This window comes from Ruegeria spongiae (assembly GCF_023502395.1).
GTDB classification, from domain to species: domain Bacteria; phylum Pseudomonadota; class Alphaproteobacteria; order Rhodobacterales; family Rhodobacteraceae; genus Ruegeria_C; species Ruegeria_C spongiae.
Window position 1 is genome coordinate 60,739 of record NZ_JAMFMB010000014.1, and the last position, 23,331, is coordinate 84,069.

Here is a 23,331-nt window from a genome sequence, read left to right on the forward strand (position 1 = left end):
TTACTCTGCGGCCTCAATGCCGCCTTCCAGAATGGGCAGGCGCATCTCGAACACCGCGCCCCCATGTTGCCCATTGCGCGCCGTCAGACGCCCGCCATGGTCGTTCACGATCCCCGACGAGATAGCAAGCCCCAGTCCGACGCCATCCCCCGGCCGCTTGGTGGTGTAGAACGGCTCGAACAGGGCATCAAAATCTTCGATCCCGTCACCGTTGTCGCGCACGTTCAGCGTCGCCGTCTCACCCGCCGCGAGGATGATATCGACCTCGGGGTCCGCCACGGTTTTGGTGGCATCCAGCGCATTTCTGAGCAAGTTTACCATAACCTGTTCAATTCGCATACGATCTCCCATCACAAGGACCGGAGTGTCGGGCAGGATCTGGGTGATCTTGACCTGCCGGTGGCGCAGCTGCGGTTCCATCATGGCCAGCGACGCGGCCAGCGCATCCCTCATGTTTACTGGCGAAAACGCATCCGCGCCCTTGCGCGCATAAGATTTCAGCTGCCGCGTGATCGCCCCCATCCGCTCGATCAGATCGTCGATCCGACCGAAGGAGGACAGCGCCTCTTCGGGGCGGTTGCGGCGCAGCAAAAGGCGCGCGCCCGCCAGGTAGGTCTTCATCGCCGCCAGCGGCTGGTTCAGCTCGTGGCTCACCGCTGCCGACATCTCACCCAGGGCGGCCAGTTTCGAACTTTGTTCCAGCGTCTGTTCGGCCACTGCGAGCGTCTCCTGCACCCGTTCGCGTTCAGCAATTTCCCGCTGCAGCCTGCTGTTCAATGCGCGAAGCTCTGCCGACTCGCGCTGGAACAGCGCCATGCGCAACGCGGTTTTCCGGCTCAACGCATAGAAGACCAGCGCCAGCAGAATCGCGAATCCCATGATTTCCAACGCCAAAACGCCGTTCACCCGCTCGCGGACCGAGGCATAGGTGGTAAAGGACGTCATCTGCCAGCCCCGGAACGGGATGCGGTTTTCCATCCGGATCACTGCCTCGCCCTTGAGATAGGCATCCGCAGGCAGCGCGGTCCAGCCAGCGGTGGCCCGGATCGCCCGTTCGATGGCGCCCTGCGGGGTCTGGCGCTGCAGCGCTTCTTCCTCGTCGAGCCCGCGCCAGCGTGGTTCGGTCGACAGAATGATCGTTCCGGTACTGTCTGTTACCAGAACCGCATCCGAAATACCCGCCCAGGCACGTTCGAATTTCTGCAGGTCAACCTCGACCACGATCACGCCCAACAGCTCGCCATTGCTTTCGATCTTGCGCGAATAGCTGAAGCTGTAGCCGCCTGACTCGCGCGGGATGACGTTGAAAATCGTGGCGTTCGAACGGATCGCTTCAATGAAATTGGGCGTGGCGCGATGTTGTTCGCCGATGCGGTTGCGGTCGGTGGCGGCCACGGTGCGCCCGTCCTGATCCAGCAGCATCAGCGAGGCGGCGCCGATCTCTTCGACAAACGAGATCAGCCGCTGCGTCGACAGCGAGAAATCGTTCGATTGCAGCGCCGAGATCAGCGTCGGGTCACGCGCCAGCAATTGCGGCACGATGGCATTGCGCCGGAGCTCGCTGAGCAGGTTGCCGGAATAGAGCGCCAGCCGCAGCTCGGCGCGGTTGCGGGTGCTTTGTGTAAAGCGGTCGGTCAGCAGCCGGTTGGTCACCCACACCGTGGCCGCCACCGCAACCAGCAGCATGAGCAGGATACCGCGAACCCGCCAGGACACCGCACCGGAGTCCCGGACCGGGGGGGCAGAGTTCCGCGCATTGGAAATGTCACCGTTCATGGGGCAACGCTACTTGGGCGCGGGGTTCTGCTCAAGTCATGCCGGGGTCAGAACACCCGCCAATGCGCGGAAGAGCGCCACCCCGTCGGTGCCGCCATGGCCGTCATCCGCCGCGCGTTCCGGATGTGGCATCATCCCCAACACCCTGCGGTTCTCGGACAGGACCCCCGCAATATCGGCGATCGAGCCGTTGGGGTTCTGGTCATAGGTAAAGGCCACGCGGTCCTGATCGTGCAGCATCGCCACGGTGTCTCCATCGGCGAAGTAGTTGCCATCGTGGTGGGCGATCGGGATACCGATCACGTCACCCGCGTTATAGCCTTCGGTGAAGGCGCTGTCGCTGGTGGCAACTTTCAGCCCAACCGTCCTGCAGATGTATTTCAGACCCGCGTTACGCAGCAACGCGCCGGGCAGGATGCCGGTCTCGGTCAGGATCTGGAAGCCGTTGCAGATGCCCATGGCGTAGCCGCCGCGATCGGTATGGGCCTTGACCGCCTTGACGATGGGCGATTGCGCCGCGATCGCGCCGCAGCGCAAATAGTCACCATAAGAAAACCCGCCGGGCACCCCGACGATATCGACGCCCTCGGGCAGGTCCGCATCCTTGTGCCAGACCATCGAGACATCAAATCCCGCGCGTTCAAAGGCCACCGCCAGATCGCGGTCACAGTTGGAGCCGGGGAAGACAATGACCGCCGCCTTCATCCCTGCATCTCGATGCTGTAGGATTCGATCACCGTGTTGGCGAGCAGCTTTTCGCACATCGCGGTGACATCCGCCTCGCTGGCGCCCTCGGCCAGTTGCAGATCAATCACCTTGCCCTGGCGCACGCCCTCGACCTTGTCGAAGCCCATTGCGCCAAGCGCGTGGCGCACCGCCTCGCCCTGCGGATCGAGAACCCCGTGTTTGAGCATCACATGCACCCGTGCCTTCATCTGTCGCAACTCCCAGCGCGGCCCGGACTGTCCGAGGCCCATTTCCCGTTGCGCGAGGCAATAGCGCGCCTGCGTGGTTTGAACAACCCTTCGCAGGGGCCTTAGCCGTCGGGTTTGGCAGGCAGCAATCCGGGGTAATGGCTGTCGATCGCGTTAAAGGCGCCGGTCACCACCATCTCGACCGCGACCGCGACCAGAATGATCGCCATGACACGGGTGAGCACGCTCATCATCGTCTCGCCCAGCACCCGCGAGATCGTGTCGGCAAAGATCAGCCCCAGACCGACGATGGCGCAGGCGATCAGCACCGCCGAGCCCAGCGTGACCAGTTCGGCCCCGTCGGGAACCTGATGCGAGAACACGATGGTCGTGGCGATCGTGCCCGGTCCGATGGTCAGCGGCAAGGTCAGCGGCACCACCGCGATATTGCGGTCACGGGCATGGCCTTCGTCATGCGCGGCCTTGTCGCCGGGGGATGGTGCGTGAGCATTCAGCATCGCCATGCCGATGCCAAAGATGATCAACCCGCCCGCGATGCGGAACGAGGGCACTTCGATCCCGAAAATCGCCAGCAGTTCTTCGCCCACCGCAACCGCGATCAGCGCGATGATGGTGGCCGAGGCAGTGACGGTGAGCGCGGTGCGGAACCGCTCGGGCTTGGAATAGCCCGCCGTCATGCTCAGAAAGATGGGAATGCCGTAAAGCGGGTTGAAAATTGCCAGCAGCGCTGCAAGGAATTTCAGAAACACCGCCTGATCAAATAGCTCTGCCATCACCGTCCGCCCGTATTCTCAGGTTCCCGTGGCGGCAATGAAAACAGAAATTTTTGGGAAAAGGCTACTTTAGATTGAACTAAAGTAGCCTTTTGCAGCGACGCGCGCTCAGTTGATCAGCGTGGGCTTGGTCACTGGCGCCGATTTCGGCATCACGCCCAGACGGCGCGCGACCTCGGAATAGGCATCAGTCAGATTGCCCAGATCACGGCGGAACACGTCCTTGTCCAGCTTCTGACCGGACTCCATATCCCACAGGCGGCAGCTGTCGGGGCTGATCTCGTCGGCGATGATCAGGCGCTGGAAATCGCCATCATAGACCCGTCCGATCTCGATCTTGAAATCGACCAGCTTGATGCCGACGCCATACATCAGGCCCGACATGTAATCATTGACCCGCAGCGCCAGGCTGAGGATGTCGTCCATGTCCTGCTGGCTGGCCCAGCCAAAGGCAGCGATATGTTCATCGGTGACCAGCGGATCACCCAGCCCATCGTCCTTATAGCAATATTCGACGATCGGGCGCGGCAGTTGCGTGCCCTCTTCGATGCCCAGCCGTTTCGACATGGTCCCGGCGGCAAAGTTGCGCACGATCACTTCCAGCGGCACGATCTCGCAGGCGCGCACCAGTTGCTCGCGCATGTTCAGCCGCTTGAGGAAATGGGTCGGCACACCGATATGGTTCAGACCGGTCATGAAGAACTCGGACAGGCGGTTGTTGAGAACCCCCTTGCCTTCGATCACGTCCTTCTTCTCGGCGTTGAAGGCGGTGGCGTCATCCTTGAAATACTGCACGATGGTGCCCGGTTCAGGACCTTCATACAGAATCTTCGCCTTGCCTTCGTATATTTTCTTGCGACGCGCCATTGCCGACCTTTCGGGATGGAGACGGGGGATCAGCCCCCCACCGCGCCCTCATAGTGCAAGTGCGGCAGTGCCGCAAGCGACGCTCAGCCGCGCCTTCTACGTATTGATGACCGTATCCCGACTTTGCATTGACCTCTATTCGTCGGCGACTAGGCTTCGTCTCGCGTAGCAACCTGCACAAGGAGCTCTGAATGCGATATCTCGCCCCTGTCCTTTTGATCCTTTCGATGGGCGTTTCTGCGGCGAACGCGCAAATGACAGCGGAAGTGACATTCGCACCGGGCAATTACGGAACCATGGTCAGCGGCACGGTCACCGGCGACGAATTCTTCGACTACAGGCTCGGCGCGAATGCGGGCCAGAAGATGTTTGCAGAGTTGAGCGTGGCGGACACCAATGGCAATGGCACGATCTATTTCAACATTCTGCCACCGGGCAGCGATGGCGAGGCGATCTATAACGGGTCGATCAACGGCGACACCACAACTCTCGACCTGCCCGAGGACGGCGATTACACGATACGGGTCTATCTGATGGGCAATGACCGGGACACCGGCAAAACGGTCGGCTACAATATCGACCTGTCGATCCAGTAGGTTCTTGAGCGCATTCGCCCGGTCCTGACACGCGCCCCAACCCCGATAGCGTGGCTTTGCCGCATGAGGACCCTCTTGCGAAAGCGCAATTACGGGGGCATATCTCTGGTAACAGTACCAACCGGATAAGGGTCCCCATCCATGACCACCTTCGACGAGCGCGAAAACGCATTCGAGGCCAAATTCGCCCATGACGAGGAAATGCAGTTCAAGGCCGAGGCGCGCTGCAACAAGCTGCTGGGCCTGTGGGCGGCCGAACAGCTTGGCAAAACCGGCGATGCGGCCCAGGACTATGCGCTCAGCGTGGTAAAGGCTGATTTCGAGGAACCCGGCACCGAAGATGTGGTGCGCAAGGTGACTGCCGATCTCGAAGGGCGCGTCACATCGGACACCATCCGGGCCAAGCGCGCCGAATTGCTGCCCGAAGCAAAGGCGCAGATGCTGGGCGAAGCGGGTAGCTGACCCGCGCCCTGCCGCGATCCTCATGATCTTCATGAGAATTATGAATTTGATTGAACACCCCGCTCGTGAGAGACGGGGTGTCTCAGTTCAAGACCGCCGTTTTGGCGGCAAGACCGGTATGATCCCATGACAAATGCTTTGACCCGCCTGCTCGCCTCCAAGGACACGCTTCTGGCCGATGGGGCCACGGGCACCAACCTGTTTGCCATGGGCCTGCAGGCAGGCGATGCGCCCGAGCTTTGGAACGTCGATCAGCCTGGCAAGATCGCGGCCCTTTATCAGGGTGCGGTGGATGCGGGCAGCGATCTGTTCCTGACCAACACATTCGGCGGCACCGCCGCGCGGCTGAAACTGCATGATGCCCAGAACCGCGTCGGAGAGCTGAATCGCGTGGGTGCCGAGATCGGCCGCGAAGTTGTCGACAAATCGGGCCGCGACATCGTGGTGGCAGGCTCGGTCGGACCCACCGGCGAGATTTTCGAACCGGTTGGCACGTTCAGCCATGCCGAGGCGGTCGAGATGTTCCATGAACAGGCCGAGGCCCTGAAAGCCGGTGGCGCGGATGTGCTGTGGCTGGAAACCATCAGCGCCCCGGAAGAGTTCCGCGCCGCTGCCGAAGGGTTCGCGCTGGCCGATATGCCGTGGTGCGGCACCATGAGCTTCGACACTGCCGGGCGCACCATGATGGGCGTGACCTCAGCCGATCTGGCGCAGCTGGTCGAGACCCTGCCGAACCCGCCGATCGCCTTTGGCGCCAATTGCGGCACCGGCGCGTCGGACATCCTGCGCACCGTGCTGGGCTTTGCCGCCCAGGGCACCGAGCGGCCCATCATCTCGAAGGGCAATGCGGGCATCCCGAAATATGTCGACGGCCATATCCATTATGACGGCACGCCCGAGTTGATGGGGCAATATGCCGGGATGGCACGGGACGCAGGCGCGCGCATTGTCGGCGGTTGCTGCGGCACCATGCCCGATCACCTGCGCCATATGCGGGCCGCGCTGGACACTGGCACGCGGGGCGAGCGGCCCACGCTGGACCAGATCACAGCCGCCCTTGGCCCGTTCACCTCAGCCTCGGACGGCACCGGGGATGAGGCCCAACCCGAGCGCCGCCCCCGGCGTCGCCGCCGCGCCTGAGTCCCCGGCCCGCCGGGGCGTTTCGAATTGACACGACCGGACTATTCGCCGACCTGACAGGACGGATGGTCTTGCGTTGGGCAGGTATCGGAACAGTATCGGACATTTCGTGGCTCCATTGATCGCAACCGACCGTCGGGCCAATCTGATCGGCAGTCTCTGGATGGTTGCCGCCATGGCCGGGTTTGCGATTGAAGACGCGTTGCTCAAGGCCTCGCACAGCACGCTGCCCATCGGTCAGATCATGCTGTTCTTCGGTCTGGGAGGCACCTGTGTCTTTGGTGGTCTCGCACTGGCCCGGAAACAGCCGCTGTTCACAAGCGACGTGGTCTCGCGCCCGATGTGCATCCGCGCCGTGTTCGAGGTGTTCGGGCGTCTGTTCTATGTGCTGGCCATCACCCTCACGCCGCTATCCTCGGCCACGGTGATCCTGCAGGCGACCCCGATTGTAGTGGTCGCGGGCGCGGCGCTGGTCTTTGGCGAGCAGGTGGGCCGGCGCAGATGGGTCGCAATCCTGATCGGGCTGGCTGGCGTTGTGGTCATCATCCAGCCCGGTGCCGAGAGCTTTTCGGCGCTCTCCATCCTGGCCGTGCTGGGCATGTTGGGCTTTGCCGGACGGGACCTCGCCAGCCGCGCCGCCCCTGCCAATTTGGGCACCGCGGTTCTGGGGTTCTACGGCTTTCTGTCCATCATTCTGGCCGGCGTGATCTATTCGGTGTGGGAGGGCGCGCCGCTTGTCCTGCCGGACGCCCCCACGGCGCTCATCCTGTCCGGCGCGGTGCTGGCGGGCGTTTTGGGTTATTCCAGCCTGATGAAAGCGATGCGCACGGGTGAAGTTTCAGCGGTCACACCGTTCCGCTATACGCGGCTGTTGTTCGGCATTGGTCTGGGCGTGTTTATGTTCGCAGAGAAGCTGAGCGGCGCGACGCTGCTGGGCTGCGGGCTGATCGTGTTGTCCGGGTTGTTCATCCTGTGGCGGGGGCAACAAAAAGCCGCCTGAACTTCAGACCATTATCACAAGCAGGGACTTGTCCGGCGTTCCGGTCAAGGAAGCCAGGTCAGGCAGCCACAGGCTGTTTCAGCTGCCGCTTTTGATCTTCAGATCATTATGCACCCGGTGATAGGGTGCCGATTTCACGATTTCGCTGACATCAGCGCTCTCGGTCGCGGGTCGAGCCCGATAGAACATATAGGCCCCTGCCCCCAGGCCGAGCGCACTGAACCCGATCGCTGCCCAGAGCATCGTTGTGTCCAGTCCAATCCCTTCCAGCATGACAGTCTCCTTTCACATCTCCAATATAGGCCTATTGGGATAAAATTTCCATATCAGAGCAACATCAGAGCGATGGCGCGGTCTTTATTGCCTCCAGAAGGTGCCGCGACAAGGCTTCGGCCTCCTCCCGGTTGCGGGCGATCTGGTTGCGTTTGGCCCGTCCGCGCAAGCGCCCCGCAGCGGCAAAGGCACCTGCCGACATCGCCAGAAGCACCAGCGAGACCGCCACACCGCCGCTCAGCGTGCCCGGAATCGCCGCCCCCATCGCCGCCAGCATCGCCCCCACGGTCAGGCGCTGGCCCCAGACGCCGGTGACCTGATCGGCATCCAGCAACCCGTTCTCCCGCTGGCGCAGTTCGGCCACATGGGCCGAGAGCAGATGCGAGACGATCAACGCAGTATGAGGATTGTTGGCCAGTCCCAGACCGGTGATCAGCGCGGCCTGCTCGGCCTTGCGGCTCAGCACCGCGCGGATCAGGCGGCGCAGCACCTCTTCGTCGACGTCGTCATCCATCGCCATCGAACTGGCAAAGGCGATCAGCGCCGTCGCCGGGCGGCGGCTGAGTTCGAGGGGCTCCTCGACCCCGTTATTCTTGCCTTTAACCAAACCGGATCAGCGCCCTTCAAAGGCGGGCGGGCGTTTTTCCATGAAGGCCACGACACCTTCCTTGAAGTCCCGGCTGCGACCGCATTCGCCCTGCAGATGCGCCTCGATGGCAAGCTGATCCGGCAGGTTGCTGCCATAGGTGCCGCGAATCGCTTTCTTGATGGCCGCAAAGGCCTGGGTCGGGCCGTTTGCCAGATAGCCGGCGCGCGCGCGCCATTGCGCCTCGAACGCGTCATCGGGCACGGTTTCCCAGATCATGCCCCATTGCTCGGCCTGGGTGGCGGTGATCTTGTCGGCAAAAAGCGCCGCCCCCATCGCCTTGGCCATGCCCATCTGGCGCGGCAGGAACCAAGTACCACCGGCATCCGGCATCAGCCCGATCCGGGCAAAAGCCTGCAGGAAATAGGCGCTCTCACTTGCGATCACCACATCCGCCGCCAGCGCCAGATTGGCGCCCGCCCCCGCCGCGGGGCCATTGACCGCCGCGATCGTGGGCACCGGACACTCATAGATCGCCGCCAGCATGGGGCCGTATTCGTCGCGCAGCGTGCGTTCCAGATCAATCCGCCCGGCACTGCCCGCGTCGCCCAGATCCTGCCCGGTGCAAAATGCGTCACCCGCGCCGGTCAGCACGATGGCGCGCGCCGATTTGGCGGCCTCGTGCATCGCAAAGGCGATCTCGGCCCGCATCTGGCTGGTCAGCGCGTTCATCTTTTCTGGGCGGTTCAGCGTGAGAATGGCGAGCGTGTCGGCGATCTCAAGCGTGATGGTCTCGTATTCCATGAATGGCTCCGGCCTGGTGACGCTTTTGGCATAGAACACCGAGCGCGCCGGATTGGCAAAGGCAAACGGCGCGCGCCCTGGCGGCAATCCCGGATCAGGCCCGGATCACTCGTCCAGTAACTCTCGCAGCCGCTGACGTTCTTCCTCGGTCAGCGCCGCCTCTGTTGGTGCCGGGGCGGATGCGCGTTTGCGCAGGTAGAAGAACCCGGTCAGCGCCGCCAGCAACAGCATGATCGGTCCTGCCGCCCAAAGCAGCATATTGGCTCCGTCCGACGTGGGCCGCAGCAGCACATATTCGCCATAACGGTCGACGACAAAGGCGATCACCTCGTCGTCGCTGTCCCCCGCCACCAGCCGTTCACGCACCAGAAGGCGCAGATCGCGGGCCAGACCGGCATTGCTTTCGTCAATGCTCTCGTTGCGGCAGACAAGGCAGCGCAGCCCCTTGCTCAGGTCCCGCGCGCGCTCCTCCAGCAACGGATCATCCAGCACCTCGTCGGGCTGAACCGCCGCCACCGGCAGCGCCAGCAACACCAGCATCAGGACGGCCATGAAACGTTTGAGCAGGCCCGTCATTCCGCCGGTACCCCGCCCGTCGGCGCCCTGCGCGCGCCCGCAGCCACCCGGAAGCGCCGGTCGCTGAGGCTCAGCGCGCCGCCAAGGGCCATCATCAGGCACCCTGCCCAGATCCAGTTGGCAAAGGGTTTGATATAGGTCCGCACGGTCCAGCCGCCATTCGCCTGTTCATCGCCCAGCACCACATAGACGTCGCGCATGATCCGGTAATCGATCGCCGCCTCGGTGGTGGGCATCCGCGCCACCGGATAGTCGCGTTTCTCAGGGCGCAGCGTGGCGATGGCCCGCCCGTCCCGTTCAAGCCGCACCGAACCGGTGGTGGCGAAGTAATTCGGCCCCGCCAGACGTTCGACCTTGTCCAGTGTCAGGGTGAATCCTCCGACCTCGAAGGGTTCGCCCAATTGGGTGACGCGAATATCCTCCTGCTCCCACGCGGTCAGGCCCGCGATGGCAAAGATCGTGACCCCCAGCCCGGAATGCGCCACCGCCTTGCCCCAATCGGCGCGCGGCAGGCGGAAGAGACGGCCAAGGTTGCCCTTGCGCCCGGTACGGCTCCAGAGATCGACCATCGCGCCGGATGTGACCCAGACACCCAGAAACACGCCAACAGGCCCAAGCGCGCTGCGCCCGGTCTGCATCGCCCAGACCAGCAGTGTCACCGCCACCGCCAGCCCGAAGGCATAGCGCATCGACCACGCGGCGCGCCCCAACTTGCCGCGCTTCCACGGCAGGACCGAACCCAGCGGCAAGGCCAGCCCGAGAACAACCATGAACGGTGTGAAGGCCGCGTTGAAAAACGGTGCACCAACCGAAAGTTTCCGGTCAAAGAACATCTCGGCCACCATCGGCCACATGGTGCCAAAGAAGACCACGAAACAGCTGACCGCCAGCAGGATGTTGTTCAGCACCAGCGCGCTTTCGCGGCTGACCATGCCAAAGACGCCCTTCGCCTCCATCGCCTGCGCACGGGCGGCATAAAGCGTCAGCGCCCCGCCGGTGAAAAACGCCAGAATGCCCAAGATGAACACACCCCGCTCAGGGTCGTTGGCAAAGGCATGAACCGATGTCAGCAGCCCCGAGCGTACGATGAACGTCCCGATCAGCGAGAACCCAAAGGCCAGGATCGCCAGCAGGATGGTCCAGCTTTTCAGCGCCTCGCGCTTCTCCACCACGATGGCCGAGTGCAGCAAGGCAGCGGCCAGCAGCCACGGCATGAAGCTGGCGTTTTCAACCGGGTCCCAGAACCAGAACCCGCCCCAGCCAAGCTCGTAATAGGCCCACCAGGACCCAAGCGCGATACCGATGGTCAGAAAAATCCACGCCGCCAGCGTCCAGGGCCGCACCCAGCGGCCCCAGGCGGCATCAACGCGGCCCTCGATCAGGGCGGCCACCGCAAAGCTGAACGCCATGCTCAGGCCGACGTAACCGAGATAGAGGAACGGCGGATGAAACGCCAATCCGGGGTCCTGCAACAGAGGGTTCAGGTCCTGCCCGTCAAACGGCGGCACCGCCAGCCGAATGAACGGGTTCGAGGTAAAGAGAATAAAGGCAAAAAACGCCACCGCGATGGCCGATTGCACCGCAAGCACGCGCGCCTTGAGCGTGGGTGGCAGCCCGGCACCAAACCACGCCGCCATCGCGCCGAACAGCGTCACGATCAGCACCCAAAGCAGCATCGACCCCTCGTGATTGCCCCAAGTGCCGCTGATCTTGTAGAGCATCGGCTTGGCCGAGTGGCTGTTCAGCACCACCAGCCGCAGCGAGAAATCCGAGGTGATAAAGGCCCACATCAGCGCGCCAAAGGCAAAACCGGTCAACAGGAACTGCGCCGTGGCGGCCGGTTCGGCCATGGCCATCCAGCCGGGCCAGCGCCGATGGGCGCCGATCAGCGGGACGACCATCTGCACGACGGCCACCAGAAATGCGAGGATGAGGGCGAAATGTCCGAGTTCTGCTGTCATGGGCCTTGGTATAAACCCGGCCCTGCCCGCGTCCAATCACAATCGTCCGGACGCGGCGCGCATAGTGTCGCGGATCAGGCCTTTTGCCGCCGCCGCCACTCCTCCAGCGCCGGGTTCGGATCGGTGCCTTCAAGTTGTTGCGCCAGCGCCGCATCCGTGCCGGGATCGGCGCTGCCGGGACTGTCGGCGCGCAGGTCCCGCAGCATCTCGATATTGGTTTTGACCTGATGCGCCTGGGTCAGGCTGCGCGCCAGATCACGCTGCAGATCCTGAGTCTTGGCCTGATAGCGCGCGCCGAAATAAAACGACACGATCACACCCAACAGCCACCAAAGCGGCTCGGGCACCAGCGCAATGCCCTGCATGCGCTCGGCAAACCACAAAGGATCGACCATGGCCGCCACGAACAGGCCCAGCGTGCCAAAAGCCAGCGCCGGGCGTGGCAGGCGGTTGAGCCCGTCGACAAAGCGGTCAAAGCCACCCTGCGCGGGCTGCGCAAATTCCGCCCCGAACTGCGCCAACGCCTGTTGCCGCGCCTCTGCGCCCCGGGCGGCGCCTGCTTCGGCGTTTTCGCGAAACACCTCGGCCGTTTCGCGCACCACGTTGCGCCCCGCTCCGAACAGCAGCGCCATTATTCCGTCGATCAACCCCATGTCGCCACCCTTTGCTGAAATGCTGCCTGATCCAGATGATACCGTTTGGACAGGAATTCCTCGGCCCGCCTGATCCAGCCGCCCTTGCCGCCTGCCCGTGTCCGCGCATATTTGCGGCTGGACGGGCGGCGATCGGCAAGCCGGAAGTAATAGTTCCGCCGCGCCACGCCATAGGCATCGCGCAGCGCCAGCGCATCCGGTTCTGCCGCCTGACGCGCTGCTCGGGTCGTCTGCGGCCCGATCAGACCATCCACGGCAACCCGGTAGCCCATCTCGCGCAGCAGGCGCTGCAGGATTTTCACCGCCTGCACACCGGCATTCACATACATATCGAACACAGTCGCCTGCAGGATTTGCGGCAGATCATCAATCCGGGGACGTTCGAAGTAATGGGCGACAAAAATCTCCACCGCCCGCGTCCGGGTCAGCGCCTGCACATCGCGCGTGTCGACATCGCCATCGCGATCCAGATCAAGGCCAAGGCGCCGCATCGTATGGATGGTGACGCCGTATTTGGTGGCCCCGCCGGGGTCGTCCGGGTCATCCACAAACCCGCCCTCACGCGCCACGATATCCTGCGCAATTTGTCTGACTGTCTGCATCACCTGCCCTCTGCAATCTCATGCAAACGGTGCGATGCAGGTCTTTAAGCCGCGCAAACGAAAAGGACGTTGCCTGCGCAACGCCCCCGTTTTCCTTTGTCCAACTGCGCGCTGCGAAGGAGGGATCAGCCTTCGCCGGGTTCCTGATAGACGCCTTGTTCCTTCAGCGCGTCCACCACTTCCTTGGGCATATATGTTTCATCATGTTTGGCAAGAATTTCAGAGGCTTCAAAGACACCATTCACGTAACTTCCGGTGCCCACCATCCCCTGTTTCTCGGCAAAGAGATCAGGCAATACGCCCCCGAAGACCACCTTCACGCTCTCGCCGCCATCGGTCACCAGAAACTCGACCAATTCACCCTGTCCGCGGATCAGGCTGCCTTCCTCGACCAGCCCGCCAATGCGGAACACCTCGTTGGGCTGGGGTGGTTCGGCTATCACCTGGCTGGGCGAGCGGAAAAAATTGATGCCATCGCGCATCGCATAACCGATCAGCCCGGTGGCGATGACCAGAGCAACCGTGGCCAGCACGATCACTTGTATGCGGCGACGTTTCTTGAGCGACTTCATGTCATCCTCACGGGAACAGGGGGGCCATCATCAGCCCCGTGGTTTCAGGCTCACCTAGCATCAGATTGGCATTCTGCAAGGCCTGCCCGCTGCTACCTTTTGTCAGGTTATCCAGCGCACCGATCACGATGGCCCGCCGTTCGATCCGATCAGCAGCAACCCCGATATGGCAGAAATTCGAGCCGCGCACATGATGGGTCGAGGGCGCCTCGCCAAAAGGCAGCACCTCGATGAAGGGTTCATTCTCATATGCCCAGCACAGCGCCTCATAGACGCTTTGCGGATCGCCCTTCACATAGGTGGTGGCCAAAATGCCCCGGTTCGCCGGGATCAGATGCGGGGTGAACTGCACCTTCACCGGACGTCCCGCGAGCTTGGTGAACTCCTGATCGAACTCACCCAGATGGCGATGGGTGCCGCCGATGGCATAGGCGTTGTAGCCCTCGCTCAGTTCCGCATGCAGCAGGTTCTCTTTCAGCGACCGCCCCGCCCCCGACACAGCGCATTTCAGGTCTAGGATGATGTCATCCAGATCGATCACCCCGGCGGTGATCAGCGGGCGCAGCACGTATTGCCCGGTGGCCGCGTTGCAGCCGGTGCCTGCCACCAGCCGCGCCGAGGTGATCTCATCGCGGTAGAACTCGCTCAGTCCATAGACGGCCTCTTCCTGATGGGCGAGCGCGGCATGCGGGTTGCCATACCATTTCTCGTAATCTTCGGGATCGCGCAGCCGGAAATCGGCCGAAAGGTCGACGATCTTCAGGGTGTTCGGCAATTCGCGGATCACCTCTTGCGAGGTCTTGTGCGGCAAGGCGCAGAAACACAGGTCGATCTGGCTGAAATCAATCTCACCGATCTTGCACAGCTCGGGCAGGTCCAGATGCCGCAAATGCGGAAAGACCTGCGCCATGCTCTGGCCTGCCTTGCGTTCGGCCGACAGAGCAGCGATCTCCAACGCCGGGTGTTCGGCGATCAGCCGCACCAGTTCCGCGCCGGTATAACCACTGGCGCCGAGGATTGCGATTTTGTGGGTCATGTCGGACCTCTTTCGTTCGATGTCATGGGGTCGCGCCGCCCATGGACGGCCAATTTACTACAAATCAGGGGCATTGCCGACATTGACTTATGTCAGGCCGCCTCAAAGCTGATCTGTCGTCGCAGAAACTGCGTCGCCCGGTCGCTGACGCGCGATGGATCGCCGGTGGTCAGATAGCCACCGCAGCCATCATCGCCCAACATGTCGGGATGGCGTTTCAGATAGTCGGCAAGGCTTGCCGCCACCAGATCACCCTGCGAATAGACCTTGACCTCTGGTCCCAGCGCGGCCTGAAACACCTCTTCCATCAGCGGATAGTGGGTGCAGCCCAGAATGGCGGCCTGCGGCTCGGGCATCTTGCGTTTCAGCGCATCCACATGGCTGCGCACCATCGCCTCGGCCAGGATCAGATCGCCATCCTCGATGGCATCGACCACACCACCGCAGGCCTGCGCCTCGACATCCACCCCTATGGCGCGGAACGCCAATTCGCGCTGAAACGCGCGGCTGGACACGGTGGCGGGCGTTGCAAACAGCGCAACATGCTTGACCTCAACCTCGCGCGGAGGGGAATTGTCGCCCCATTGCCGCTCGGTCAGCGCCTCGATCAGCGGCACAAAGACGCCCAGAACGCGCTTGCCCTTCGGCACGCCCTCTTCCTGCATCCGGCGCAGGGCGGCGGCGCTGGCGGTGTTGCAGGCCAGAATCACCAGATTGCAGCCCGAATCCCACAGGCTCTGAACCGCTTTACGGGTCAACTGATGGATATCCTCGGCATCCCGCACCCCGTAAGGCGCATGGGCGCTGTCGGCGAAATACAGGAAATCCAGTTCCGGCAGACGGGCCTGCGCGGCGTTGAGGACGGTCAGGCCGCCCAGTCCCGAATCAAAAATGCCTACTGCCATGGTCCCTGTCAGGCGCGATGCCGTTCCTCGAATTCGAAACCGTAGTCATAAGACTTCAACGGCTGCGGGGAAAGCTCATATGTCGCCTTGCGCAGGAAATCCATCATCTTGCGCGTATCCGTCGCCATCGGGTCCAGAACATCGCGTCTGATGGGCGCGCCGATCACCACCCGCACCGGTGTGTCGACGCGTTTCCTGAACTCCTTGAGCAACAGCCCCATGCGCAGGGTGACGTGCAGATGGCTGGCGATCTGAAACAGGCGCGAGGTATGGCCGTCAAAGAACATCGGCACCACAACGGCGTTCGACTTGCCCACCATCCGCGCGGTGAAGCCACGCCAGCCGGGGTCCATCGGATGGGCAAACGGCCTCGCCGCCGTGCTGACGGTGCCGCCCGGAAAAATCCCGATCGCGCCGCCATCATCGAGATAACCCAGCGCGGTCTTGCGGGTCTCGATGTTCAGGCGCATCGCTTCCTTGGTCTGGTCGAACGAGATCGGCAGCACGATCCGGTTGATATCGTCGGCCTTGCGAAACACCTGGTTGGCGAGGATGCGGAAATCCCTGCGCGTTTTCGACAGGATATGGCCCATCATCAACCCATCAAGGATGCCGTAGGGATGGTTGGCGATCAGAATCAGCGGGCCGTCCTGCGGGATGTTCGACAGCGCCCCGCCGACCACATCCAAGCTCAGCCCATAGCGTTCGACCATGACCTCCCAGAAATCGCGCCCAGCCGCCACTTCCTTTTCATACCCGTCCGCCCGTTTGATCAGCCGCATCCGCCCGGTGGTGTTTTCCATCAGCCGGATCAGCGCACGTCCGCTTTTGGTTTCAGCGGAATGGGCATAGCTGATGTCACGGGCGATATGACGATGGGCAGGCATTGGGGTCTCCGGGTTCGATGCGCGCTAAATAAACGCGAACATCGATTCTGCATAGGTTCGGTGACACCAATGTGACGTTTATTCCGCGGCGTTGCGAACCTCCGGGCCACCCTGACGGATCGTTGCCAGAAGTTCTTCGCGCCGTTTGGCCGCCTTGACCTCGTTGGCCTGTTTCACCGGGCCGAAGCCGCGAATGTCGAGCGGCAGCCGGGCCAGCGCAATGATCGCGTCGCGGGTTTGAGGTGTAAGACGCGGCAGTACATCCTTCATATCCGTCTCATATTGCCGGATCAGCGCCCGCTCCATCCGGCGCTCGGCGCTGTAACCGAAGATGTCCAGCGGCGTGCCGCGCAACCCCTTGAACCGCGCCAGCAGCCTGAGAGGCCGCAGCATCCATTCGCCAAATTCTCGCTTTTTGGGCCGCCCATCCGATCCGGTGCCGCCCAGAATGGGTGGTGCCAGATGGAAGGTCATCTTCAGATCGCCATCAAACTCGGCAGCGGCTTGCTCCCGGCTATCCAGCAACAGCCGCGCCACCTCATATTCATCCTTGTAAGCCAGCAGCTTGTGATAGCCCTTGGCCAGCGCCTCTTTCAGTTCGGTATCCTTGATCCCGCCCAGCAGCTTCAGGTATCGGTTTGCCAGACGCTGCCCCTGATAGGCCACCAGATGCGCGGCGCGGAACGAGATCTTTTCGTCCAGCGTCCCGGGTATCTCGACCACGTTCGGTTGCAGGATTCCGGCAACCTCGTCGGGATGCAGCACCGCCCAGCGCCCGATCTCGAAAGCGCGCTTGTTGCGTTCGACGGCGGTGCCGTTCAGGTCGATGGCATGCACGATCGCCGCATGGGTGATCGGTAGCAGCCCGCGCTGCCAGGCAGCGCCAAAAACCATCATGTTGGAATAGATCGCGTCCCCCATCACCGCGCGAGCCAGATCATAGGCGTCGAACAGGTCGAGCCGGTCCTTCAGCCGCGCCTGTAGAGCCAGCTCAAGCTGGTCCGAGGGGATTTTGAACTCGGTATCGCGGGTGAAATCGCCGGTGATGATCTCGTGGTTGTTCACCACCGCGCCGGTTTTTCCGGTGCGCGTCAGACCCAGCGTCCTGGCCCCGGCGCTCACCACCAGATCGCCGCCGATCAGCGCATGCGCCTCGCCGGTGGCCACGCGAATGGCGCTGATATCGTCGGGGTGATTGGCCAGACGGCAATGGATATGCACCGCGCCGCCCTTTTGAGCCAGCCCCGCCATTTCCATCATACCCGCGCCCTTGCCGTCAATCTGCGCCGCCTGGGCCAGCACTGCGCCGATGGTCACAACACCAGTGCCGCCGACCCCGGTGATCACCACGTTGTGGGTGCCGGTGATCTCTGGCAGGTCGGGCATCGGCAGATCCGGCAGATCGATCTCTGTGGTCGCCTCCTTGCGGATCTGCGCGCCTTCCAACGTCACGAAAGAGGGGCAAAACCCTTTGACACAAGAGAAATCCTTGTTGCAGCTCGACTGGTCTATGGCGCGTTTGCGGCCCAGCTCGGTTTCTTGCGGCACGATCGAGACGCAGTTCGACTGCACCCCGCAATCACCACACCCCTCGCAGATATCGGTATTGATAAAGACCCGCTTGTCGGGGTCCGGGAAGCTGCCGCGCTTGCGACGGCGACGTTTCTCTGCAGCGCAGGTCTGGATATAGACGATGGCCGAGACGCCCTCGATCTCGCGATAGCGCTCCTGAACCGCCATCAGATCGGCGCGCTCATGGGTCTCGACGCCCGAGGGCAGCGCCTTGAAATTCACATCCTCTTTTTCGTCATAGACGACCGCAACATGTTGCACGCCCATCGCCTTCAACTCGGCCACGATCCGTTCGGCGCTCAAACCACCTTCGTTGGTCTGGCCACCGGTCATTGCCACGGCATCGTTATAGAGGATCTTGTAGGTGATGTTGGTGCCCGCCGCCAAAGCCGCCCGGATCGCCTGCACGCCCGAGTGGTTATATGTGCCGTCGCCCAGGTTCTGGAACACGTGCCTGGTTTTCGAGAATGGCTCTTCGCCGATCCAGTTGGCCCCTTCGCCACCCATATGGGTGAACCCATCGGTCTCGCGGTCCATCCACTTGACCATGAAGTGACAGCCGATCCCGGCATAGGCGATGCTGCCATCGGGCAGTTTGGTGCTGGTATTATGCGGGCAGCCGGAACAGAAATAGGGCAGCCGCGCCGCGATCTCCTGCGCGTTATCGGCCCGCCGCGCCTCGGACAGGCTGGCCAGACCGGCGCGGATACCATCGGTCTCGCGCCCCTCTTCGATCAGGATCTCGCCCAGCTTCTCGGCGATCATGATCGGGTCAAGTGCGCCCCGGGTCGGGAACAACTCTTCGCGGTGCATGGCACCTGCCCCGCCCTTGTACCAGCCATAAACCCGCCGCCCGCGCCGGTCGTCAAAGATCGCTTCCTTGACCTGCACCTCGATCAGCTTGCGCTTTTCCTCGACGATGACGATCAGGTCCAGGCCTTCGGCCCAGTCATGGAAGCCCTGCATGTCCAGCGGAAAGACCTGACCGATCTTGTAGGTGGTGATGCCCAGCCGCGCGGCCTCTTCCGCGTCGATGTTCAGCAGCGACATGGCATGGGTCAGGTCGAGCCAGTTCTTGCCCGCCGCCACAAAGCCGATCTTGGCACCGCGCTTGCCCCAGCCACGCCTGTCGATCTTGTTGGCATGGGAAAACGCCTCAGCCGCGAAGCGCTTGTAGTCGATGATCCGCGCTTCCTGTGGGGTGCGGTCATCCATCAGTCGGATGTTCAACCCGCCCTCGGGCATGTCGAATTCGGGTGTGACGATGTTCATCCGGTCGGTGCGCCCATCCACAACCGAGGTCACCTCGATGGTGTCCTTCATGGTCTTGAGGCCGACCCAGAGTCCGGAGAACCGCGACAGCTCAAACCCGTATAACCCGTAGTCGAGGATTTCCTGCACCCCCGCCGGGCTGACAATCGGCAGATAGGCATCCATCAAGGCCCATTCCGACTGATGCAGCACGGTCGAGCTTTCGCCGGTGTGATCATCGCCCATCGCCATGACCACGCCGCCATGTGTCGCGGTGCCCGCCATATTCGCATGGCGGATCACATCGCCCGAGCGATCCACCCCCGGTCCCTTGCCGTACCAGAGGCCAAAGACACCATCATAACGGCCATCGCCCCGCAGCCCCGCCTGCTGGCTGCCCCAGAGCGCGGTGGCGGCCAGATCCTCGTTCAGCCCGTATTGAAAGGTGACATCCGCCCCGGCCAGTTCTTTGGCGGCCCGGTTCATCTGCATGTCTACAGCCCCCAGGGGCGAGCCACGATAGCCGGTTACGAGACCTGCGGTGTTCAGCCCGGCGGCCGTGTCCCGCGCCTTCTGCATCAGCATCAGCCGCACCAGCGCCTGCGTCCCGTTCAGCAGAACGGGGCTTTTGTCCAGATCGAACCGGTCGTTGAGCGAAATCATGTGCTTACTCATCAGACGCCTCCCCACGTCAGATTAGTTTGCTTGGTCTATTATCGATATTAGGTCAAAATTGCTGACCTTACTAGGTGTTTTTTCTCACTCCCTGCGATGAAGTGTCCGATATTCATGGAGCTTTTGCATTCTTTCATATAGGTCGTATCGAAAAGAACGGAAGTTTCGGGGATGGATTGGGATAAACTCAGAATATTTCACGCGGTGGCTGATGCGGGCAGTCTGACCCATGCGGGCGACAAGCTGAACCTGTCGCAATCGGCGGTCAGCCGTCAGATCAGGGCGCTTGAGGAAGCGCTTGATGCGACGCTGTTCCACCGGCATGCGCGCGGGCTGATTCTCACCGAACAGGGAGAGCTGCTGTTCGACGCCACCTCATCAATGTCCAAACGTCTGGACGCCGCCGCCGCGCGTATCCGCGACAGCGAGGAAGAGGTGTTTGGCGAGCTGCGGGTGACCACCACCTTCGGCTTCGGCACGCTCTGGCTGGCCCCGCGCCTGCCCAAGCTTTATGAGAAATACCCCGATCTCAAGATTGATCTGATGCTGGAAGAGCGCGTGCTTGACCTGCCCATGCGCGAGGCGGATGTGGCGATCCGCATGAAGGAACCCAGCCAGGCGGACCTGATCCGCAAGCGTCTGATGACGATCCGGATGCAGCTTTTTGTATCTGCGGGCTATCTCAAGACCCATGATGCACCAACCACCCCCGCAGACTTTTCCCAGCACCGCCTGATCTGCCAAAGCGCCAGTGCCGCGCAGGTCGGCGCAGGGGCGTCACTGGTCGTACAGTTAATGGAGAACGCTCCTGCATCGCTTTTGACCGTGAACAACTATTTTGGCGTGCTGCAAGGCGTGCTGCACAACCTCGGGATCGGCGTTTTGCCCGATTACGTTGCACAGGAAGTGCCCGATCTGGTGCGCGTCCTGCCCGAGGTCGAGTCCTCGGATGTGCCCGTCTATCTCGCCTATCCCGAGGAATTGCGCCATTCGCAACGTATTGCAGCGTTTCGTGACTTCGTTCAGGAGGAGATCGTCGCAAGCCGCAAACAGCTGAAAATGCAAGGCAAAACCTGAGATATGCGCAATTCGCATAGCAGGAATGCCTGGGCCGCGACATTATTGTCCTTGATAACTCATTAAGCGCTGATTAAATCCAATCTTGAAGAGGGCAGCGCCTTCTTCATACCTCCCTGTTGGACTTAGGCCGAGCTTAGTGCTCGGCCCTTTTTTTTGCGCCACCCGCTAAGCGTGCCAACTTGCGGTGGTATCGACTGTCGCACGCTCCCTGCATGCATGAGTTCATCGTGAGACTTGCGCCCCCGACGCGGTCACTCCTCGCGTTGCGGGTCCCGGGTCTGTAACATGACCTGACGGACCACGCCATCGGGGATCGCCTCTTGCGAATAGGTGAAGGTGCCCTGTTCCTGCACTTCGCGCGCCGCGCGCATCATCGCGCCGATCGCGGCCCGCGCGAAAGAGCCGCCAACGCTGATGCGCGCAACGCCCGCCTTTGACAGATCGGTGACCGAACAGGCGAGGCTGCTGAGCCCCATGACAACATTGACCGGCCTGCCCACCGATTGGCACACTGTGCGGATGGTCTCAAGATCAGGCAGGCCCGGCGCGTAGAGAACATCGGCACCCGCCTCTTCAAAGGCCTGCAGCCGCCGGATCGTGTCCGCCAGATCGGGCCGCCCGCAGATGAAGTTCTCGGCCCGCGCAGTCAGCAGGAAATTCTGGCCCCGTGCCGCCTCGACCGCCGCCCGAATGCGGTCCGTCGCATGGGATATGTCGTAGATCGGTGCGTCGGGATCGCCGGTCGCATCCTCAATCGTCCCACCGACCAACCCGATCTGCGAAGCCATCGCAATGGTTCTGGCGCAGGCCTCGGGCGTGGCGCCGAACCCGTCCTCAAGATCGCCAGAGACCGGCAGATCGGTCGCCGCCACGATCTGCGCGGCGTTCTGCAATATTTCCGCGCGGCTGAGTCCGGCAGCGGAATCCCGTTTGCCGACGGAAAATGCATAGCCCGCGCTGGTGGTGGCCAGCGCCCCGAACCCAAGGCTGGTCAGCAGCCGTGCCGATCCCGCATCCCAGGCGTTCGGGAGAACAAAGGCCGCCTCTCCGCCATGCAGCGCCCTGAGCCGTTCGTATTTCCCTGCCTGTTCCATGCCGATCCCTCCGCCTCTGGCCCCACCCTAACCAAGCGACAGCGCAAGGAAAGCGCTGTGGACGCACCGAGGTCAGCGCGCGCCCAGCAGATCGCGCGCGATGCGTTCGAAAATCGCACTGCCCAGTGGGATCAGATCGTCGGGGAAATCGTAGTCGGGGCTGTGCAGCACCGGGTGATCCTCGCCCGGTCCCAGACACAGCATCGCGGCCTTGGCCTCCCAGCCGAAAACGCCGAAATCCTCCGACGCGCGCATCGGCAAGCCGGTATCGCCATGCGAAACCCCGAGCGCCTCCATCGCCCGGACCGCCACGGCCGTCGCCTCGGCATCGTTGACCGAGGCGGCAAATGCGTCATGCACCTCAAACTGAACGGTCAGGCGCGCCTCCTCCGCAGCGGTCGCTGCAAGCGCTTTTGCCAACGCAACCAGGTCCGCCATCGTCTCGTCCCGCGTGGTGCGCAGGGTGGCATGAATCACCCCCTCGCCCGGCGCGATGCCAAACACCGGCTCGCCCATGCGCAGATGGGTGAGCGTCACCAGCCGGAACCCGTCATCCAGTTCCCCGCCCGACCCCAGCGCCTCAAGCGCCGGGATCAGGCCCGCGATGGCGCGCCCGGGCGAGACGCCCTCTTCGGGCTCTGCCGCATGGGCTGTGCGCCCGGTCAGCGTGATCTTCAACCCCTGCGACGCGCAGTTGATCAGACCCGCGCGGGTCGAGACATGACCAAAGGGCCGCCCTGGTTCGTTGTGGATCGCAAACGCCCAGTCCGGCCTGAGCGCGGCAAAACCCGGGTCACCCACCACCGCCCGCGCACCGCTGCCATCCTCTTCGGCGGGCTGGAACATCAACACCACCCGGCCCCGCGCCACCGGTCTGCGCGCCAACAGGCGCCCCAGCCCCAGCAGCATGGTCATATGCCCGTCATGGCCACACAGATGCCCCTTGCCCGGAGTTTCAGAGGACCAGGGAACACCTGAAAGTTCCTCGATCGGCAAGGCGTCAAGCTCGGCCCGGAACAGCACGGTCTCGCCCGGAGCGCCGCTGTCGAACACCGCCGCCACGCCATGCCCGCCCAACCCTGTCACGATTTGGCTGGGGCTCAGCGCCGCCAAAGCGGTCGCAATGGTGTGGGCGGTTTCCACTTCTTCGCCGGAAATTTCCGGGGACCGGTGCAGGTCGCGGCGAAAGGCGGTCAAAGCGACAAGATCGGAATTGGAAAGCATCACGGGGTCCTTGCAGTCGGCAGTCCCGCAC

24 protein-coding genes are annotated in these 23,331 nt (G+C 62.7%); 5 read left to right on the top strand and 19 right to left on the bottom strand.

Translation table 11 applies throughout. The features are described from left to right. The 5 genes from M3P21_RS12225 to purC all read right to left on the bottom strand — a co-directional run bounded on the left by M3P21_RS12225 (position 1) and on the right by purC (position 4,351). Entirely contained in the window at positions 1 to 1,776 is a 1,776-nt protein-coding gene (locus M3P21_RS12225; RefSeq protein WP_373320002.1) for a sensor histidine kinase, read from the bottom strand. A gap of 36 nt (positions 1,777 to 1,812) precedes the next feature. Then, on the bottom strand, positions 1,813 to 2,481 hold the full coding sequence (gene purQ, locus M3P21_RS12230) for a phosphoribosylformylglycinamidine synthase subunit PurQ (protein ID WP_249710303.1): 669 nt from the start codon (positions 2,479 to 2,481) through the stop codon (positions 1,813 to 1,815). Next, complete coding sequence (gene purS / locus M3P21_RS12235; protein WP_249710304.1) at positions 2,478 to 2,711, bottom strand: phosphoribosylformylglycinamidine synthase subunit PurS; 234 nt, start codon at positions 2,709 to 2,711, stop codon at positions 2,478 to 2,480. Before purS ends, purQ begins: the two co-directional genes overlap by 4 nt. A gap of 101 nt (positions 2,712 to 2,812) precedes the next feature. After that, a complete protein-coding gene (locus tag M3P21_RS12240; protein WP_249710305.1) occupies positions 2,813 to 3,484 on the bottom strand; it encodes a MarC family protein in 672 nt (223 codons plus the stop codon). A gap of 108 nt (positions 3,485 to 3,592) precedes the next feature. Further along, the gene (purC, locus tag M3P21_RS12245) at positions 3,593 to 4,351 is read right to left on the bottom strand and encodes a phosphoribosylaminoimidazolesuccinocarboxamide synthase (RefSeq protein WP_249710306.1); all 759 of its coding nucleotides are present in this window, start codon (positions 4,349 to 4,351) and stop codon (positions 3,593 to 3,595) included. 191 nt (positions 4,352 to 4,542) lie between these two features. On the opposite strand from purC, the gene M3P21_RS12250 reads away from it, so the two are divergent. The 4 genes from M3P21_RS12250 (at position 4,543) to M3P21_RS12265 (ending at position 7,549) form a co-directional block, all read left to right on the top strand. Next, entirely contained in the window at positions 4,543 to 4,947 is a 405-nt protein-coding gene (locus M3P21_RS12250; RefSeq protein WP_249710308.1) for a hypothetical protein, read from the top strand. 141 nt (positions 4,948 to 5,088) lie between these two features. After that, the gene (locus tag M3P21_RS12255) at positions 5,089 to 5,409 is read left to right on the top strand and encodes a DUF1476 domain-containing protein (RefSeq protein ID WP_249710309.1); all 321 of its coding nucleotides are present in this window, start codon (positions 5,089 to 5,091) and stop codon (positions 5,407 to 5,409) included. A 126-nt stretch (positions 5,410 to 5,535) separates the two neighbouring features. After that, complete coding sequence (bmt, locus tag M3P21_RS12260; protein WP_249710310.1) at positions 5,536 to 6,549, top strand: betaine--homocysteine S-methyltransferase; 1,014 nt, start codon at positions 5,536 to 5,538, stop codon at positions 6,547 to 6,549. Between the two features lie 109 nt (positions 6,550 to 6,658). Further along, the gene (locus tag M3P21_RS12265) at positions 6,659 to 7,549 is read left to right on the top strand and encodes a DMT family transporter (protein ID WP_308445952.1); all 891 of its coding nucleotides are present in this window, start codon (positions 6,659 to 6,661) and stop codon (positions 7,547 to 7,549) included. A 78-nt stretch (positions 7,550 to 7,627) separates the two neighbouring features. On the opposite strand, the gene M3P21_RS12270 is transcribed toward M3P21_RS12265, so the two are convergent. The 12 genes from M3P21_RS12270 to M3P21_RS12325 all read right to left on the bottom strand — a co-directional run bounded on the left by M3P21_RS12270 (position 7,628) and on the right by M3P21_RS12325 (position 19,902). Then, positions 7,628 to 7,822: a hypothetical protein gene (locus tag M3P21_RS12270; protein ID WP_249710311.1), complete on the bottom strand. Its 195-nt coding sequence runs from the start codon at positions 7,820 to 7,822 to the stop codon at positions 7,628 to 7,630. A 64-nt stretch (positions 7,823 to 7,886) separates the two neighbouring features. Then, positions 7,887 to 8,429, bottom strand: coding sequence for a hypothetical protein (locus tag M3P21_RS12275; protein ID WP_249710312.1), 543 nt, complete (start codon positions 8,427 to 8,429; stop codon positions 7,887 to 7,889). Between the two features lie 6 nt (positions 8,430 to 8,435). Further along, positions 8,436 to 9,212, bottom strand: coding sequence for an enoyl-CoA hydratase-related protein (locus tag M3P21_RS12280; protein WP_249710313.1), 777 nt, complete (start codon positions 9,210 to 9,212; stop codon positions 8,436 to 8,438). Positions 9,213 to 9,317: 105 nt separating this feature from the next. Continuing rightward, positions 9,318 to 9,788, bottom strand: a complete 471-nt coding sequence (locus M3P21_RS12285; RefSeq protein ID WP_249710314.1) for a cytochrome c-type biogenesis protein — start codon at positions 9,786 to 9,788, stop codon at positions 9,318 to 9,320. Next, positions 9,785 to 11,749: a heme lyase CcmF/NrfE family subunit gene (locus M3P21_RS12290; protein ID WP_249710315.1), complete on the bottom strand. Its 1,965-nt coding sequence runs from the start codon at positions 11,747 to 11,749 to the stop codon at positions 9,785 to 9,787. Before M3P21_RS12290 ends, M3P21_RS12285 begins: the two co-directional genes overlap by 4 nt. A gap of 74 nt (positions 11,750 to 11,823) precedes the next feature. Next, positions 11,824 to 12,402, bottom strand: coding sequence for a holin family protein (locus M3P21_RS12295; protein ID WP_249710316.1), 579 nt, complete (start codon positions 12,400 to 12,402; stop codon positions 11,824 to 11,826). Further along, positions 12,393 to 13,004: a holin-associated N-acetylmuramidase gene (locus M3P21_RS12300; RefSeq protein WP_249710317.1), complete on the bottom strand. Its 612-nt coding sequence runs from the start codon at positions 13,002 to 13,004 to the stop codon at positions 12,393 to 12,395. Before M3P21_RS12300 ends, M3P21_RS12295 begins: the two co-directional genes overlap by 10 nt. A 125-nt stretch (positions 13,005 to 13,129) precedes the next feature. Continuing rightward, entirely contained in the window at positions 13,130 to 13,576 is a 447-nt protein-coding gene (ccmE, locus tag M3P21_RS12305; RefSeq protein ID WP_249710318.1) for a cytochrome c maturation protein CcmE, read from the bottom strand. A 7-nt stretch (positions 13,577 to 13,583) separates the two neighbouring features. Next, entirely contained in the window at positions 13,584 to 14,612 is a 1,029-nt protein-coding gene (gene argC, locus M3P21_RS12310) for an N-acetyl-gamma-glutamyl-phosphate reductase (protein WP_249710319.1), read from the bottom strand. 92 nt (positions 14,613 to 14,704) lie between these two features. Further along, positions 14,705 to 15,517, bottom strand: a complete 813-nt coding sequence (locus M3P21_RS12315; RefSeq protein WP_249710320.1) for a glutamate racemase — start codon at positions 15,515 to 15,517, stop codon at positions 14,705 to 14,707. Between the two features lie 8 nt (positions 15,518 to 15,525). Beyond that, positions 15,526 to 16,404, bottom strand: coding sequence for a lysophospholipid acyltransferase family protein (locus M3P21_RS12320; protein ID WP_249710321.1), 879 nt, complete (start codon positions 16,402 to 16,404; stop codon positions 15,526 to 15,528). 78 nt (positions 16,405 to 16,482) lie between these two features. Then, positions 16,483 to 19,902 carry an indolepyruvate ferredoxin oxidoreductase family protein gene (locus M3P21_RS12325; protein WP_249710322.1) on the bottom strand — a complete coding sequence of 1,140 codons (3,420 nt, stop codon included), beginning with the start codon at positions 19,900 to 19,902 and terminating at the stop codon, positions 16,483 to 16,485. 171 nt (positions 19,903 to 20,073) lie between these two features. On the opposite strand from M3P21_RS12325, the gene M3P21_RS12330 reads away from it, so the two are divergent. Further along, the gene (locus tag M3P21_RS12330; protein ID WP_249710323.1) at positions 20,074 to 20,979 is read left to right on the top strand and encodes a LysR family transcriptional regulator; all 906 of its coding nucleotides are present in this window, start codon (positions 20,074 to 20,076) and stop codon (positions 20,977 to 20,979) included. Between the two features lie 254 nt (positions 20,980 to 21,233). On the opposite strand, the gene M3P21_RS12335 is transcribed toward M3P21_RS12330, so the two are convergent. After that, positions 21,234 to 22,076: an isocitrate lyase/PEP mutase family protein gene (locus M3P21_RS12335; protein ID WP_249710325.1), complete on the bottom strand. Its 843-nt coding sequence runs from the start codon at positions 22,074 to 22,076 to the stop codon at positions 21,234 to 21,236. A 72-nt stretch (positions 22,077 to 22,148) separates the two neighbouring features. After that, entirely contained in the window at positions 22,149 to 23,300 is a 1,152-nt protein-coding gene (locus tag M3P21_RS12340; protein ID WP_249710327.1) for an amidohydrolase, read from the bottom strand. Positions 23,301 to 23,331: the final 31 nt, after the last annotated feature.

Bases quoted from the DNA above. Each gene is read 5' to 3' on its own strand.
- M3P21_RS12225 (WP_373320002.1), bottom strand. From the start codon at position 1,776: ATGAACGGTGACATTTCCAATGCGCGGAACTCTGCCCCCCCGGTCCGG.
- purQ (WP_249710303.1), bottom strand. From the start codon at position 2,481: ATGAAGGCGGCGGTCATTGTCTTCCCCGGCTCCAACTGTGACCGCGAT.
- purS (WP_249710304.1), bottom strand. From the start codon at position 2,711: ATGAAGGCACGGGTGCATGTGATGCTCAAACACGGGGTTCTCGATCCG.
- M3P21_RS12240 (WP_249710305.1), bottom strand. From the start codon at position 3,484: ATGGCAGAGCTATTTGATCAGGCGGTGTTTCTGAAATTCCTTGCAGCG.
- purC (WP_249710306.1), bottom strand. From the start codon at position 4,351: ATGGCGCGTCGCAAGAAAATATACGAAGGCAAGGCGAAGATTCTGTAT.
- M3P21_RS12250 (WP_249710308.1), top strand. From the start codon at position 4,543: ATGCGATATCTCGCCCCTGTCCTTTTGATCCTTTCGATGGGCGTTTCT.
- M3P21_RS12255 (WP_249710309.1), top strand. From the start codon at position 5,089: ATGACCACCTTCGACGAGCGCGAAAACGCATTCGAGGCCAAATTCGCC.
- bmt (WP_249710310.1), top strand. From the start codon at position 5,536: ATGACAAATGCTTTGACCCGCCTGCTCGCCTCCAAGGACACGCTTCTG.
- M3P21_RS12270 (WP_249710311.1), bottom strand. From the start codon at position 7,822: ATGCTGGAAGGGATTGGACTGGACACAACGATGCTCTGGGCAGCGATC.
- M3P21_RS12280 (WP_249710313.1), bottom strand. From the start codon at position 9,212: ATGGAATACGAGACCATCACGCTTGAGATCGCCGACACGCTCGCCATT.
- M3P21_RS12285 (WP_249710314.1), bottom strand. From the start codon at position 9,788: ATGACGGGCCTGCTCAAACGTTTCATGGCCGTCCTGATGCTGGTGTTG.
- M3P21_RS12290 (WP_249710315.1), bottom strand. From the start codon at position 11,749: ATGACAGCAGAACTCGGACATTTCGCCCTCATCCTCGCATTTCTGGTG.
- M3P21_RS12295 (WP_249710316.1), bottom strand. From the start codon at position 12,402: ATGGGGTTGATCGACGGAATAATGGCGCTGCTGTTCGGAGCGGGGCGC.
- M3P21_RS12300 (WP_249710317.1), bottom strand. From the start codon at position 13,004: ATGCAGACAGTCAGACAAATTGCGCAGGATATCGTGGCGCGTGAGGGC.
- ccmE (WP_249710318.1), bottom strand. From the start codon at position 13,576: ATGAAGTCGCTCAAGAAACGTCGCCGCATACAAGTGATCGTGCTGGCC.
- argC (WP_249710319.1), bottom strand. From the start codon at position 14,612: ATGACCCACAAAATCGCAATCCTCGGCGCCAGTGGTTATACCGGCGCG.
- M3P21_RS12315 (WP_249710320.1), bottom strand. From the start codon at position 15,517: ATGGCAGTAGGCATTTTTGATTCGGGACTGGGCGGCCTGACCGTCCTC.
- M3P21_RS12320 (WP_249710321.1), bottom strand. From the start codon at position 16,404: ATGCCTGCCCATCGTCATATCGCCCGTGACATCAGCTATGCCCATTCC.
- M3P21_RS12325 (WP_249710322.1), bottom strand. From the start codon at position 19,902: ATGAGTAAGCACATGATTTCGCTCAACGACCGGTTCGATCTGGACAAA.
- M3P21_RS12330 (WP_249710323.1), top strand. From the start codon at position 20,074: ATGGATTGGGATAAACTCAGAATATTTCACGCGGTGGCTGATGCGGGC.
- M3P21_RS12335 (WP_249710325.1), bottom strand. From the start codon at position 22,076: ATGGAACAGGCAGGGAAATACGAACGGCTCAGGGCGCTGCATGGCGGA.
- M3P21_RS12340 (WP_249710327.1), bottom strand. From the start codon at position 23,300: ATGCTTTCCAATTCCGATCTTGTCGCTTTGACCGCCTTTCGCCGCGAC.